This window comes from Agrobacterium sp. LY4 (assembly GCF_001526585.1).
Lineage (GTDB): Bacteria > Pseudomonadota > Alphaproteobacteria > Rhizobiales > Rhizobiaceae > Agrobacterium > Agrobacterium leguminum.
In genome coordinates, this window is sequence record NZ_ASYA01000012.1 from 499,353 (window position 1) to 513,149 (window position 13,797).

Consider the following 13,797-nt stretch of genomic DNA (forward strand, 5'->3'; position numbering starts at 1 on the left):
AACATGGCCAAAGCCAAGACCCAATTCGTGTGCCAGAACTGCGGCACGGTTCACACCCGCTGGGCGGGAAAATGCGAAGGCTGCGGCGAGTGGAATACCATCGTCGAGGAAGACCCGATGGGCGGCATCGGCTCCGGACCGGGCAAGACACCCAAGAAGGGCCGGCCTGTCACCCTCACCTCGCTTTCCGGCGAGATCGAGGAGGCGCCGCGTATCCCGACCGGTATCAGCGAACTCGACCGTGCGACCGGCGGCGGCTTCGTGCGCGGTTCGGCGGTTTTGATCGGCGGCGACCCGGGCATCGGCAAGTCGACGTTGCTGATGCAGGCCGCAGCGGCTCTTTCGCGGCGCGGGCATCGCATCATCTATGTCTCGGGCGAAGAGGCGGTGGCGCAGGTGCGCCTGCGCGCCCAGCGTCTCGGGGCTGCGGAAACCGATGTGCTGCTGGCGGCGGAAACCAATGTCGAGGATATTCTCGCCACAATTTCCGAAGGCAAGCGGCCCGATCTCGTCATCATCGATTCCATTCAGACGCTGTGGAGCGATACGGCCGATTCCGCCCCCGGCACGGTGACGCAGGTGCGCACCGGCGTGCAGGCGATGATCCGCTTCGCCAAGCAGACCGGCGCAACCATGGTGCTGGTCGGCCATGTGACCAAGGAAGGCCAGATCGCCGGTCCGCGCGTGGTCGAGCACATGGTCGATGCCGTGCTTTATTTCGAAGGCGACCGCGGACATCATCATCGCATCCTGCGCACCGTCAAGAATCGCTTCGGGCCGACCGATGAAATCGGCGTGTTCGAAATGTCGGATCGCGGCCTCCGGGAAGTCTCCAACCCCTCCGAACTGTTTCTCGGCGAACGCAACGAAAAGTCGCCGGGTGCTGCGGTTTTTGCCGGCATCGAGGGCACGCGGCCCGTGCTTGTCGAGGTGCAGGCGCTGGTCGCTGCCACTTCGCTGGGTACGCCGCGCCGCGCCGTGGTCGGCTGGGACAGTTCCCGCCTCGCCATGATTCTGGCCGTGCTGGAGGCCCATTGCGGCGTGAAGCTCGGCCAGCATGATGTCTATCTGAATGTCGCCGGCGGCTACCGTATTTCCGAACCGGCCGCCGATATGGCGATTGCCTCGGCGCTGGTTTCCTCGCTTGCCGGTCTTGCCCTGCCCGCCGATTGTGTTTATTTCGGCGAAATCAGCCTGTCGGGTGCGGTGCGGCCGGTTTCGCATACGGGCCAGCGATTGAAAGAAGCTGAAAAACTTGGCTTTTCCGCCGCACTTCTGCCTTCTGCTTCGGCTGAATTGCCGAAAGGCGGCAAGGGACGCTGGACGGAAATCGAAAGCCTTCCGGACCTCGTGGCCCGCATCGCCGGCTCCGGCAACCGGTTCAAACAGGTTGAGGACGACGAATATTGATCCTTTCGCCAAGGGAAACAGTGGTGTAAGAGGATCGCAAAATTGGCAAGGCAGCGTCTGACGAGGCGTCGCACCTCCGGAGTTAGTATATGCCCATTACAATTTTCGACGGCATCGTCATCGCCGTTGTTCTTTTCTCCGCCCTTCTTGCAATGGTGCGCGGTTTTTCACGCGAGATTCTGTCGATTGCGAGCTGGGGCGGCTCGGTCGCCGCCGCCTATTATCTTTATCCGGTCCTGCTGCCCTATGCGCGCAACTATACCGATGACGACAAGATCGCCATTGCCGGTTCGGCAGGCGTGGTCTTCCTCGTCTCGCTGATCGTGATTTCCTTCATCACCTCGCGCATTGCCGATTTCATCATCGACAGCCGCATCGGCGCGCTGGACCGCACGCTTGGTTTCCTGTTCGGCGCGGCGCGCGGCATTCTGCTGCTTGTCGTCGCGGTCGCCTTCTGGAACTGGCTGGTGGATGTGAAGACGCAGCCGGAATGGGTGACGCAGGCGAAGTCCAAGCCCTTCCTTGACGGGCTGGTGGGCAAGCTGGAGGCGGTTCTGCCTGACGATATCGAACCGCAGATCCGCGCCCGTATTCTCGGAAAACCACAGGAGCCGGCGGCCACACAGGCGCCTGCGGAAGATGTGCCGGCAACAAATCCGCCGGCAACAAATAATTGACACAGTGTCGCGCCTTGCAATGCATGCAAGGCGCGCTATTTGTGCTAAATATCAAGCACGACACAGACGGACCGACCGGGGGAAATACTCACCGGAGAGGTCTTTCTTTTTTCTCGGTAGAGAGCAAGGGCAAGCCGGATGATTGAGCCGCTTTCGCATTCCCCGTTCCCTCGGGCCACTTTCAAGGAAGAGATCGACGGCGACACGCTGCATGAAGAATGCGGCGTGTTCGGCATTCTCGGCCATGCCGACGCCTCGGCGCTGACCGCTCTCGGCCTGCATGCGCTTCAGCATCGCGGCCAGGAAGCGGCGGGCATCGTCTCCTTCGATGGCAAGCGCTTCCATCAGGAACGCCATATGGGCCTCGTCGGCGATCATTATACCGATCCGGCAACCCTTGCCCGCCTGCCCGGCTCCATCGCCATTGGCCACACCCGTTATTCCACAACCGGCGAAGTGGCGATGCGCAACGTGCAGCCGCTGTTTGCCGAACTGGAAGAAGGCGGTATTTCCATTGCCCATAACGGCAATTTCACCAACGGCCTGACGCTTCGCCGCCAGATCATCGCCACCGGCGCCATCTGTCAGTCTACCTCCGATACCGAAGTCGTCCTTCACCTCATCGCCCGCTCGCGCCACTCCTCCACCGCCGATCGCTTCATCGACGCCATCAGGCAGATGGAAGGCGGTTATTCGATGCTGGCAATGACGCGCACCAAGCTGATTGCCGCCCGCGACCCGATCGGCATCCGCCCGCTGGTCATGGGCGAGCTTGATGGCAAGCCGATCTTCTGCTCGGAAACCTGCGCTCTCGATATCATCGGCGCAAAGTTCGTTCGCGACGTCGAGAACGGCGAAGTCATCATCTGCGAAATCCAGCCTGATGGTTCGATCACCATCGATGCGCGCAAGCCCTCGAAGCCGCAGCCGGAGCGTCTCTGCCTGTTCGAATATGTCTATTTCGCCCGTCCCGATTCTGTTGTCGGCGGCCGAAACGTCTATACGACGCGCAAGAACATGGGCATGAACCTGGCCAAGGAAGCGCCGCTGGAAGCCGATGTGGTGGTTCCGGTTCCCGATGGCGGCACGCCGGCAGCACTTGGTTTTGCGCAGGAAAGCGGTATTCCCTTCGAATACGGCATCATCCGCAACCACTATGTCGGGCGCACCTTCATCGAGCCGACGCAGCAGATCCGCGCTTTCGGCGTCAAGCTCAAGCATTCCGCCAACCGGGCGATGATCGAAGGCAAGCGTGTGGTGCTGGTGGATGATTCCATCGTGCGTGGCACGACCTCGGTAAAGATCGTGCAGATGATCCGCGAGGCGGGCGCCAAGGAAGTTCATATCCGAGTCGCGAGCCCGATGATCTTCCATCCGGATTTCTACGGCATCGACACGCCTGATGCCGACAAGCTGCTCGCCAACCAATATGCCGATGTCGAGGCGATGGCGAAATATATCGGCGCCGATTCGCTGGCTTTCCTGTCCATCGACGGGCTTTACCGCGCGGTAGGCGGGGAAAACCGCAATCCGGCCCGTCCGCAATTCACGGACCATTATTTCACCGGCGATTATCCGACCCGTCTTCTCGACCAGAATGGCGAGGCGATGGGCAGCAAGATTTCTATGCTGGCCAGCAACGGCTGATATGCGTCACACAAAGCGGCCATCCGGCTTCCGGTGGCCGCTTTTTTCTTGCCTTTTGTTCAGGCCCTCGCATGCGACGATATGATCGCTTGCGAAAGGCCAGCGGCGCTTCGTAGAAGGAAGCGCAATCAATTCGGGGGAGACCATGACTATCGATCTCAAGGGCCGCATCGCTCTCGTTACCGGCGCGTCGCGCGGCATCGGCTATTTCACGGCGCTGGAACTCGCCAAGGCCGGCGCGCATGTCATCGCCTGCGCCCGCACGGTGGGCGGCCTTGAGGAGCTGGACGACGCCATCAAGGCCGTCGGCGGCACGGCGACGCTGGTTCCCTTCGATCTCTCCGACATGAAGGCCATCGATGCGCTGGGCGCGAATATCTTCGAGCGCTGGGGCAAGCTCGATATTCTGGTTGCCAATGCCGGCGTTCTCGGCGTCATCTCGCCGGTCGGACATATCGAGGCGAAAGTCTTCGAAAGGGTCATGAACATCAACGTCACCGCCACCTGGCGGCTGATCCGCTCGGTCGAACCGTTGCTTCTGAAATCGGACGCCGGCCGCGCGCTGATCCTGTCTTCGGGCGCCGCCCATAGCTGTCGCCCCTTCTGGGGTGTCTATTCCACCTCCAAGGCGGCAGTCGAAGCGCTGGCCCGCACCTGGGCGGCGGAAACGCAAAAGAGCGCGCTTCGCGTCAACAGCATCAATCCCGGCGCCACGCGCACGGCGATGCGCGCCCAGGCCATGCCCGGCGAAGACCCGGCCACCGTGCCGCATCCATCGGAGGTGGCCGCGGCTATTCTTCCGCTCGCCTCACCCGATCTCAAAGAAACCGGCAAGCTCTTCGTGGTGCGGGAAAAGCGCTTCGTGGATTACCGCCAGCCAGAATGAGCGCGACCGGTCCGATGTAGAATTGCCGGCAGCAAAGCCGGCGATCCTGCCTGTCTGTGAAAGAAGGAAAGCGCTTCTTCGGTTGCGCGGCGGCATGCTGCAAAAAACGTCGTACAGATCTGCTACGAAGACTCCGGATCGTTTTTACCAACGGCAAATAAATCCGCACCCTTGCCCAGACAGGGCACAATTATTTCAGACGCATATATCAAACAATACATTCAAATTTCCTGATTTTACCGCCGCATTTCCAAAGCTTCATCTCCACGGCGCCGCAGATCTGTCATCGCATGCGGGTCTCTTTTCAATGGGAATATCCGGATGAAAAATGTTGCTTTCTATTTCTTCACCGCAGCCGTGCTCTGTGCGGCGGCCGGGATGATCTGGGGTGTCCAGATGTCGATCTCCAGGGACCACTCACTGTCCATGGCCCACGCCCATCTCAGCCTCGTCGGCTGGACGACGCTTGGCCTGTTCAGCCTTTATTACACCGTGACGCCGGACGCCGATGGCACCGTGCTTTCCAGGATACATCTCGCCATCGCCGTTGCCGGCGTTGTCAGTCTCGTACCCGGCATCGCCCTCGTCCTGACCGGCGGCACACCGCTTCTGGCGGTGGCAGGTTCGCTCCTGACCGTCACGTCCATGCTGATCTTCCTTGTCACCGTGACGCGAAACGGCATCGGCCCCAAGCCTGCCTGACACAGCCGGGCAGGCTCTTGACCAACGGCCTGCCCCGCGCCATAACGCAAGTCATGAAAACGACGATCTGCACCTGCTGCTGAAATAATTTTTGCTGGTTTACCGCCGGCCAGATCGTTTTCGTCTCCCCGCAAGGTCCAACAGACAAACGGTCCGGCCAGGATAATATTCTGCCTTTAGGGAACTGCCGCATGTCCTTGCGCCTGAAATTTCACAATACACTCACACGCGAAAAAGCGGAATTTGCACCGATCGACGCTGACAATGTGCGCATGTATGTCTGCGGCCCGACGGTTTATGATTTTGCCCATATCGGCAATGCGCGCCCGGTCATTGTGTTCGATGTTCTCTACCGGCTGCTGCGCCACGTCTTTGGCGAAGACCATGTGACCTATGCCCGCAACATCACCGACCTCGACGACAAGATCAACGCGCGGGCGCTGCGCGACTATCCGCATCTGCCGCTGAACGACGCCATCCATGCGGTGACGAAAAAGACCGCGGACCAGTTCCATGAGGATGTGGCCACGCTCGGCTGCCTTCCGCCGACCGTCGAACCGCGCGCCACCGACTACATCGCGGAAATGATCGACCTCATCGAGAAGCTGATCGCCCGCGGCCATGCCTATACGGCTGGCGGAGAGGTGCTGTTCGATACCCGCTCGATGGCCGATTATGGCCAGCTTTCCAAGCGCCCGCTGGACGAGCAGCAGGCCGGCGCGCGCGTGGCGGTGGAAGCCCACAAGAAGACCCCCGGCGATTTCGTGCTGTGGAAACTGTCCTCGGATAATGAACCGGGCTGGGAAAGCCCCTGGGGTCGCGGCCGTCCGGGCTGGCACATCGAATGCTCGGCCATGGCCGGTCGCTACCTCGGCGAGGTCTTCGATATTCATGGCGGCGGGCTCGACCTCATCTTCCCGCATCATGAGAACGAAATCGCGCAATCGCGCTGCGCCAACGGCACGCATGTCATGGCCAATGTGTGGATGCATAACGGCTTCGTGCAGGTGGAAGGCCGCAAGATGTCGAAGTCCGAGGGCAACTTCGTGACGATCTACGAATTGCTGCACACGGAGAAATTCGGCGGCCGGAAATGGCCGGGCGAGGTTCTGCGCCTTGCCATGCTGATGACGCATTATCGCGAGCCGATCGATTTTTCGGTGAAGCGTCTGGAAGAGGCCGAACGCCTGCTCGCAAAGTGGCCGGCGGCGGAAGCCTCCGATGCCGCACCGGACGAAACCGTGCTCGAAGCGCTTGCCGACGATCTCAACACGGTTGCCGCCGTTCAGGCGCTGCATGCGCTGGCGCACGCCGCCAACACCGATCCATCCAGGCTGCCCGCCTTTGCGGCCAGTGCTGCCCTGCTGGGTGTCTTGCCGAAGAAAGCGGAAATGGACGAGGCCATCGTTTCGGCCGTCGATGCGCTGGTGCAGCTGCGCCTGGAAATGTTGAAGGCGAGGAACTTTGCGGAAGCGGATCGTTTGCGTGATGAGCTTTCCGAAAAGGGCATTCAGCTGAAGGATGGCAAGGACAAGGAGACCGGGGAGCGGACGACGACGTGGGAGTTGAAGCGGTAGGCTCCGCATTCGGGGTTCACCCCCCTCTGCCCTGCCGGGCATCTCCCCCTCAAGGGGGGAGATCAGCTAGAAGCACTACCTCAACTTCACTCGCAAACTGCGAGAGAGTCGAGAGCTCGCCACAGATCGATCTCCCCCCTTGAGGGGGAGATGCCCGGCAGGGCAGAGGGGGGGGTAAACCCCACGGCACGCCCTTGCTTTCGACCACGCCATACTCCAATCTCGCCGCACCCCTTCAAGCCGCGAGCATCCCGTGCCCCACGCCAAGGTCAATCCTCAACATCGGTCACATGCCCGGTAGATGCGAAAGGCCATGACCGGCGCAGAACTGAAGTTCTGGAACGCCGTCCGCGCTCACCGCCTTGAGGGCCTGTCTTTCAGACGCCAGCTGCCGGTCGCCGGATATATCGTTGATTTCGCTTGCCCCTTGCATAAGATCATTTTCGAACTGGACGGGTTTCAGCACGCGGACGACGCTGCGGCAGCCTATGACCGAGAGAGAACACGGACGTTTGAGGAACTCGGCTGGACAGTCCTCCGTTTCTGGAACGAGGATATCCTCGGAGACATCGACAATGTCTCTCTCCACATTATCCGAACGGTGAAGGAGGACCGACCATGACGACATATACCGGCGGATGCCAGTGCGGCGCGATCCGTTTTCGCGCCTCCGGTGAACTGAAAGACAGTTCCATATGCCATTGCCGCATGTGCCAGAAGGCTTTCGGGGCCTATTACGCGCCGCTGGTTTCGGTGCGCGGCGTGGAATTCGAATGGACGCGGGGAGAGCCGAAACGTTTCCAGTCCTCCAGCGTCGTCAAGCGCGGTTTCTGCCCTGAATGCGGAACGCCGCTGACCTATGAGGCACCGGATGGTGTGGCGGTGGCGGCCGGAGCTTTTGACGATCCCGCCGCGCTGCCGCCGACCATTCAGTGGGGCGTGGAACGCAAGATCGATTTCGTCGACACGCTTCACACGCTGCCTGCCGTCGCCACCGAGGACGACCTGACGCAGGTGGATTACCTCGCCGATCTCGTTTCCTACCAGCACCCCGACCACGACACCGAAAACTGGCCACCGGAGAACAGATGATGAGCGAAACGGGATTTTCCGGCGGATGCCAGTGCGGCGCCGTGCGTTTCCATGCGGGCAAGCTCGGCCGGGCCTCCATCTGCCATTGCCGCATGTGCCAGAAACATTTCGGCAATTTCTTCGGCGCGCTGGTCAGCGCCGATCAGGCGCATCTGACCTGGACGCGCGGCCAGCCGTCCCTCTTCCGCTCCTCGGGAAAAATCCATCGCGGTTTCTGCAACAAATGCGGCACGCCGCTGACCTATCATTATCCCGGCGGCGTGGAGATCGCCATCGGTGCCTTCGATGAGCCCGAGCGGATCGAGCCGCAGGTGCAGGTCAATTTTCATAAGCGCATGCCGTGGATCGAGCAGCTCTTCGGCAAACCGGCCGTGGAACAGGGCGTGGACGAGGCGGAGATCACCTCCTATCAGCACCCGGATCACGACACGCAGGTCTGGCCGCCGGAAGACAAGCGCGCATGAGCGGAGCCGAGGGTTTCAGCGGCGGATGCCAGTGCGGCGCGGTGCGTTATCGGATAGGGGGCGGTCTTCGTTATCCGCATCTGTGCCATTGCCGCATGTGCCAGAAGGCATCGGGCAATTATTTCATGCCGCTTGCCGCAAGTGCGCTTACGCAGTTTGAAATGACCCGCGGCGAAGCAGCGTGGTTCCAGTCCTCCGATCACGTGCGTCGCGGCTTCTGCGGCCGATGCGGCACGCCGCTTTTCTACGACATGCCGGGAGCCGATTTCATCAATATCACCCTCGGTTCGCTGGACGAGCCGCAGCGGGTAAGGCCCGAGGCGCAATCCAATCTCGCCGGCAAAATGCACTGGTTCGGCGCGCTCGATGGCTTGCCGGTCGAGCCGGAACCTGCAACGGATAGCCCTCCCCCTCGGGTGAACAATTGCCAGCACCCGGACCATGATACGGCCGAATGGCCAGCGAAGGATGATGACCCATGACCGAAGAATTGCGCGGCCTTTACCCCGAGATCGAACCCTTCGAGACCGGCATGCTCGATGTCGGCGACGGCCACACGATCTATTGGGAAAGGGTGGGCAAGCGCGGTGGAAAACCGGCGGTATTCCTGCATGGCGGTCCCGGCGGCGGGGTGAACCCCACGCATCGCCGCGTTTTCGATCCCGCCCTTTACGACGTCATCCTGTTCGATCAGCGCGGCTGCGGCCGCTCCACGCCGCATGCGGAGCTTGAAGCGAACACCACATGGCATCTCGTTGCCGATATCGAAAGGCTGCGCGAACTCTGCGGCTTCGAAAAATGGCTGGTTTTCGGCGGCTCCTGGGGCTCGACGCTGGCGCTCGCCTATGCCGAGACCCATCCCGACCGCGTCAGCGAACTTGTCCTGCGCGGCATTTATACCGTCACCAGACCGGAACTGGACTGGTACTACCAGTTCGGCGTTTCCGAAATGTATCCGGATCAGTGGGAAAAATTCATCGCGCCCATCCCGCAAGCCGAACGCGGCGAGATGATGCAGGCCTATAACCGCTATCTCACCGGCGCCAACGAGGCGAAGAAGCTCGAATGCGCCAAGGCATGGAGCCAGTGGGAAGGGGCGACCATCTCGCTCGTCAGCGATCCCGACCGGGTCGAGGATTTCGGCGAGGATAAATACGCCATCGCTTTCGCCCGCATCGAGAACCACTTCTTCGTCAATGGCAGCTGGCTGGAGGAAGGGCAATTGCTGCGCGACGCCGGCAAACTGAAAGATATCCCCGGCGTCATCGTGCATGGGCGTTATGATATGCCCTGCCCGCTGAAATATGCCTGGCAGCTGGCCAAGGCCTGGCCGAAGGCGGATTTCCACATCATCGAGGCGGCCGGGCACGCGATGAGCGAGCCGGGCATTCTTGACCAACTGATCCGCGCCAACGACCGTTTTGCCGGGAAATAACCAGTCCTTTCATCAGCTTGCAACGGCCGGATGAGATAATGATTCACGCAGGGCTCCCTGCGTGAATCATTTCCTCCCGTCGCGGGGCAGCCCATTTCAAGGGCAGCGCGCCTTTTATTCATGCAGTTTTTCTCATGAACCCTTCACGGAAATGAATTGGCCGCCACTTTCGCGATCCGTTATAAAACGCCATCCGAACAATTGGCGGTACTCCCCATGGCACTCGACAAATCGCTCCCGGCCCAGGAGGGCGGCGACAGCGCGCGCGGTTTTGCTTTCGCGCTTTCCGCTTATCTGCTCTGGGGGTTCCTTCCCTTTTACATGAAGGCGGTTGCGCATATTTCGCCGATCGAGGTCATCGTCCATCGCGTCGTCTGGTCGGTGCCGATTGCGGCGGTCGTGCTGATTGCGCTGGGGCGCACGGCGGAAATCAGAACCGCGCTCAGAACCCCCAAGATGCTGGCAATGGCCAGCCTGACGGCCATCCTCATCAGCATCAACTGGGGCGTCTATATCTGGGCGATCGGCGCAGGCCGCGCGCTCGATGCCGCACTTGGCTACTTCATCAATCCGCTGTTCAGCATTTTCCTCGGTGCGGTTCTGCTCAAGGAAAAGCTTTATCCGGCGCAGATCGCCGCCATCGGCCTCGTGGCGCTGGCGGTGGCCATCCTCACCTGGCATGCGGGCAGCCTGCCCTGGGTGTCCATCGCCCTCACCGTGTCCTGGGGTTTTTACGCCTTTTTCCGCAAGACTTTGCCGATTGGCGCGACGCAGGGCTTTCTGCTGGAAGTCATGCTTTTATCCATCCCCGCCGTGCTGGTGATGATCTGGCTTGCCTTCAGCGGACAGGCGCATTTCATGGGCGGCAATTCCGCCGATACCTGGCTTCTGGCAACAAGCGGGCTCATCACGGCCGTGCCGCTCATCCTCTATGGCAATGGCGCGAAACTGCTGCGGCTGTCGACCATCGGCATCATGCAATATATCGCGCCGACGATGATCTTCCTCATCGCCATCTTCGTCTTCAAGGAGCCGTTCGACATGGTGCGCATGGCCGCCTTTGCGATGATCTGGGTGGCGCTGGCGATCTATACCGGCTCCAGCCTGCTGCGGCTCAAGCGGTAATCCGGGCTGCTTCCCTCATTCCTTTGCTCATCACGGGAATGGGGAGAAGTGGCGTCAATAATCCACCAGCAATTGCGGGTTGGCATCGTAACCGAAACGCGGTTTGACGCCGAGAAGACCTGCCGTCTGGGCGATGATTTCGCGGGTCATGGGGGCTGCGGTGGAGGCCGCGGTGCGCCCGCCGTTCACGCCGGTTCTCGGGGCGTCGATCATCGTCAGCACGACATATTTCGGCTTGTGCATGGGAAAACCGGCCACGAAGGCGTTGAAATTGATATCCTTGGCGTAACGGCCATTGATCACCTTGTCGGCGGTTCCGGTCTTGCCGCCCACATGAAATCCCTCCACCTGCGCGCCACGGCCGGAACCCTTGATGCCGTTCCAGTTGAACAGGTAGCGCATATCGGCGCTCGTCCTGTCGTTGATGACGGTGCGCGCAACCGATGCGGCAGCTTCTTTCGAACGCGGCAGGAAGGTCGGCGAAATCAGGTTGCCGCCATTGATCAGCGCGGCAGCGGCCACCGCCGTCTGCAACGGGGTGGTGGCGACGCCGTGGCCGAAGGAGATGGTGACGGAATTGATCTTCTTCCAGTTTCTCGGCTGGGTGGGCGTGGCAACGCCCGGCATTTCCGTGTCCATTCTGGTAAGCAGCCCGAGCTTCGTCAGGAACTGCTGATGGCCTTCGACGCCGACCTTGTCGGCCACCGCCGCCGTGCCGATATTCGATGAATATTGAAACACTTCCGGAATGGAGAGCGGCCGGTTCCGGCCCTTGAAATCCTTGATGGTGAAGCCGCCCATGCGGATCGGCCGCGACGCATCCACCACCGAACCCAGTGTGATCGCCCCGGCATCCAGCCCCATGGCGAGCGTAAAGCTCTTGAAGGTGGAGCCCATTTCGAAGGTGGCGTTGCTCATCCGGTTGAACCAGCCCTTTTCATACTCCCTGTCTATGCTGCCATCGGCAAGGGTGCGGGAAGGCTCGTTCGGATCGTAATCCGGCACGGAGGCCATGGCCAGCACTTCGCCCGTCTCCACATCGAGGATCACAGAGCCTGCCGCTTCGGCCTGATAGGCGCTTTTCGCCTTCACGACCACTTCGCGGACGATGTTCTGTACCCTCAGATCGATGGAGAGCCGCACCGGCTCCAGCGGCGCGCCGCTGGCAAGACCCACGGCACGCAGATCGGCCAGCCCCTGCTGGTCGAGATAACGCTCCATGCCGGCAAGCCCCTGATTGTCGACATTGACGTGGCCGATAATATGCGAAGCGGTTGGGCCGCCCGGATAAAACCTCCGCTTTTCCGGCCGGAAGCCGATGCCCGGTATGCCGAGATTGAGAATATCCGCCTGCTGCCGGGGCGTCAGCTGGCGTCGCAGCCATTGAAAGCCGGTATCCGAGCGCAACCGGCGGTGCGTTTCGCGCCAGTCGAGATTGGGAATGACGGTCGCGAGTTTCTCCACCACCTCATCCGGATCGACGATCCTGCGCGGATCCGCATAAAGCGAGACCATGTTGAGATCGGTCGCCAGAAGCGTGCCGTTGCGATCGACAATATCCGGCCGGGAGGCGACGGCGTTTGCGCCGGTATTGATCCATGCGGTCGCCACCGGTTCGGCAAGACCGTATTGGACGAGACGCGCGGCGACGACGCCATATATGACAGCGAAGACGGCGATCACGATGCCGAGCCTCATGCGCGCATCGGCCCTGCGGCGGGCGGCGGAACCGAGGAGCGCTTCCCTGCCCTGCGCGGAATTTCTCTGAATAATAAAATGCGCCCGGCTTTTGAGCCGCACCACAAAAGCAATCATTTCCCGATGACACCCACTCTCATGGCGGCGAAACGAATTCCGCGACAACCAACGCCTTATTGAGGCTGGCACAGGATCAGTCGCTGGGCCATGAAAAGAGAGGGCGGAGCGATGCCGCCGTTAAATCTGTATTAATATACATTTAAAATTGTAACGAGCCGCCCGGGTGGCCGTTAACAATCGTCGCGCCGATCAGGATGAACAGACCGGGATTCAAGGCGAAAACCGCTTACGCTTTTCGCCATCCCGGCCTAGAGGCGGGAGATAACCGAAGGGTCGCCTTCCGGATTCTGCTGCGCCAGCGCCCGGTCGATGATGGCGGGCACGATATCCTTCACCTCGTCGATGACGAGCGGGTTGAGAAGATGCGCGCGGTGGATGAAACCCTGGTCGCGCATGTGCTGCACCAGTTCCAGCATCGGGTTCCAGAAACCGTTGATATTGGCGAAGACCATCGGCTTGGCATGGCGGCCGAGCTGCGCCCAGGTCATGATCTCGACGATCTCCTCCAGCGTGCCGACACCGCCCGGCAATGTCACGAAGGCATCGGAGCGCTCGAACATCATATGTTTGCGCTCATGCATGTCCTTGGTGATGACAAGCTCGTTCAATTGTCCGAGAGAATGGCGCGTCGCCTCCATATCGACCAGAAATTCCGGTATGATGCCGGTCACTTCGCCGCCATTGGAAAGAACGCCGCTGGCAACTGCGCCCATGATGCCCTTGGTGCCGCCGCCGTAGACGAGGCGAATGCCGTTTTCGGCAATGGATTTCCCAAGCGCGCGGCCCGCTTCCATATGGGCCGGATCACGTCCGGGCTGGGAGCCGCAATAAACGCAGATGGATCGAATCGCTGTATTTTTGTCCGTCATGAAGGGAAGGAACTATGTGCGATGCGGCACGTCAAGAAAATTTGGGAAATCCCTTGCAAATATGGCCTTTTGGCCACTCGCCGCTTGTCTGGCGC

Annotated in this window: 14 protein-coding genes; 12 read left to right on the plus strand and 2 right to left on the minus strand. The window is 60.8% G+C overall.

What is annotated here, in order from left to right:
- Positions 1 to 3 precede the first annotated feature (3 nt).
- From radA to rarD, 12 genes are all read left to right on the plus strand, one after another.
- Positions 4 to 1,410: a DNA repair protein RadA gene (radA, locus tag L904_RS13395; RefSeq protein ID WP_003520708.1), complete on the plus strand. Its 1,407-nt coding sequence runs from the start codon at positions 4 to 6 to the stop codon at positions 1,408 to 1,410.
- 89 nt (positions 1,411 to 1,499) lie between these two features.
- The gene (locus L904_RS13400; RefSeq protein WP_035261832.1) at positions 1,500 to 2,087 is read left to right on the plus strand and encodes a CvpA family protein; all 588 of its coding nucleotides are present in this window, start codon (positions 1,500 to 1,502) and stop codon (positions 2,085 to 2,087) included.
- A gap of 138 nt (positions 2,088 to 2,225) precedes the next feature.
- The gene (gene purF, locus L904_RS13405; protein ID WP_020809108.1) at positions 2,226 to 3,734 is read left to right on the plus strand and encodes an amidophosphoribosyltransferase; all 1,509 of its coding nucleotides are present in this window, start codon (positions 2,226 to 2,228) and stop codon (positions 3,732 to 3,734) included.
- A gap of 145 nt (positions 3,735 to 3,879) precedes the next feature.
- Positions 3,880 to 4,620, plus strand: a complete 741-nt coding sequence (locus L904_RS13410) for an SDR family NAD(P)-dependent oxidoreductase (RefSeq protein ID WP_020809110.1) — start codon at positions 3,880 to 3,882, stop codon at positions 4,618 to 4,620.
- A gap of 321 nt (positions 4,621 to 4,941) precedes the next feature.
- On the plus strand, positions 4,942 to 5,322 hold the full coding sequence (locus L904_RS13415; protein WP_020809111.1) for a hypothetical protein: 381 nt from the start codon (positions 4,942 to 4,944) through the stop codon (positions 5,320 to 5,322).
- Positions 5,323 to 5,513: 191 nt separating this feature from the next.
- A complete protein-coding gene (gene cysS / locus L904_RS13420; protein ID WP_020809112.1) occupies positions 5,514 to 6,899 on the plus strand; it encodes a cysteine--tRNA ligase in 1,386 nt (461 codons plus the stop codon).
- A gap of 313 nt (positions 6,900 to 7,212) precedes the next feature.
- Complete coding sequence (locus tag L904_RS13425) at positions 7,213 to 7,521, plus strand: endonuclease domain-containing protein (RefSeq protein ID WP_020809113.1); 309 nt, start codon at positions 7,213 to 7,215, stop codon at positions 7,519 to 7,521.
- Positions 7,518 to 7,991: a GFA family protein gene (locus tag L904_RS13430; RefSeq protein WP_003520697.1), complete on the plus strand. Its 474-nt coding sequence runs from the start codon at positions 7,518 to 7,520 to the stop codon at positions 7,989 to 7,991. The genes L904_RS13425 and L904_RS13430 overlap by 4 nt, the downstream gene beginning before the upstream one ends.
- Complete coding sequence (locus tag L904_RS13435) at positions 7,991 to 8,455, plus strand: GFA family protein (protein ID WP_020809114.1); 465 nt, start codon at positions 7,991 to 7,993, stop codon at positions 8,453 to 8,455. The genes L904_RS13430 and L904_RS13435 overlap by 1 nt, the downstream gene beginning before the upstream one ends.
- Complete coding sequence (locus tag L904_RS13440) at positions 8,452 to 8,937, plus strand: GFA family protein (protein WP_020809115.1); 486 nt, start codon at positions 8,452 to 8,454, stop codon at positions 8,935 to 8,937. Before L904_RS13435 ends, L904_RS13440 begins: the two co-directional genes overlap by 4 nt.
- Positions 8,934 to 9,890: a prolyl aminopeptidase gene (gene pip / locus L904_RS13445; protein WP_020809116.1), complete on the plus strand. Its 957-nt coding sequence runs from the start codon at positions 8,934 to 8,936 to the stop codon at positions 9,888 to 9,890. Before L904_RS13440 ends, pip begins: the two co-directional genes overlap by 4 nt.
- Before the next feature lie 216 nt (positions 9,891 to 10,106).
- Positions 10,107 to 11,015: an EamA family transporter RarD gene (rarD, locus tag L904_RS13450; protein ID WP_031233488.1), complete on the plus strand. Its 909-nt coding sequence runs from the start codon at positions 10,107 to 10,109 to the stop codon at positions 11,013 to 11,015.
- Between the two features lie 54 nt (positions 11,016 to 11,069).
- Here the strand turns inward: rarD and L904_RS13455 are convergent, their stop codons facing one another.
- Together L904_RS13455 and L904_RS13460 are read right to left on the minus strand one after the other, a co-directional pair.
- Positions 11,070 to 12,830, minus strand: a complete 1,761-nt coding sequence (locus tag L904_RS13455) for a penicillin-binding protein 2 (protein WP_020809118.1) — start codon at positions 12,828 to 12,830, stop codon at positions 11,070 to 11,072.
- Positions 12,831 to 13,081: 251 nt separating this feature from the next.
- Positions 13,082 to 13,702: a TIGR00730 family Rossman fold protein gene (locus L904_RS13460; RefSeq protein WP_003520687.1), complete on the minus strand. Its 621-nt coding sequence runs from the start codon at positions 13,700 to 13,702 to the stop codon at positions 13,082 to 13,084.
- Positions 13,703 to 13,797 lie beyond the last annotated feature (95 nt).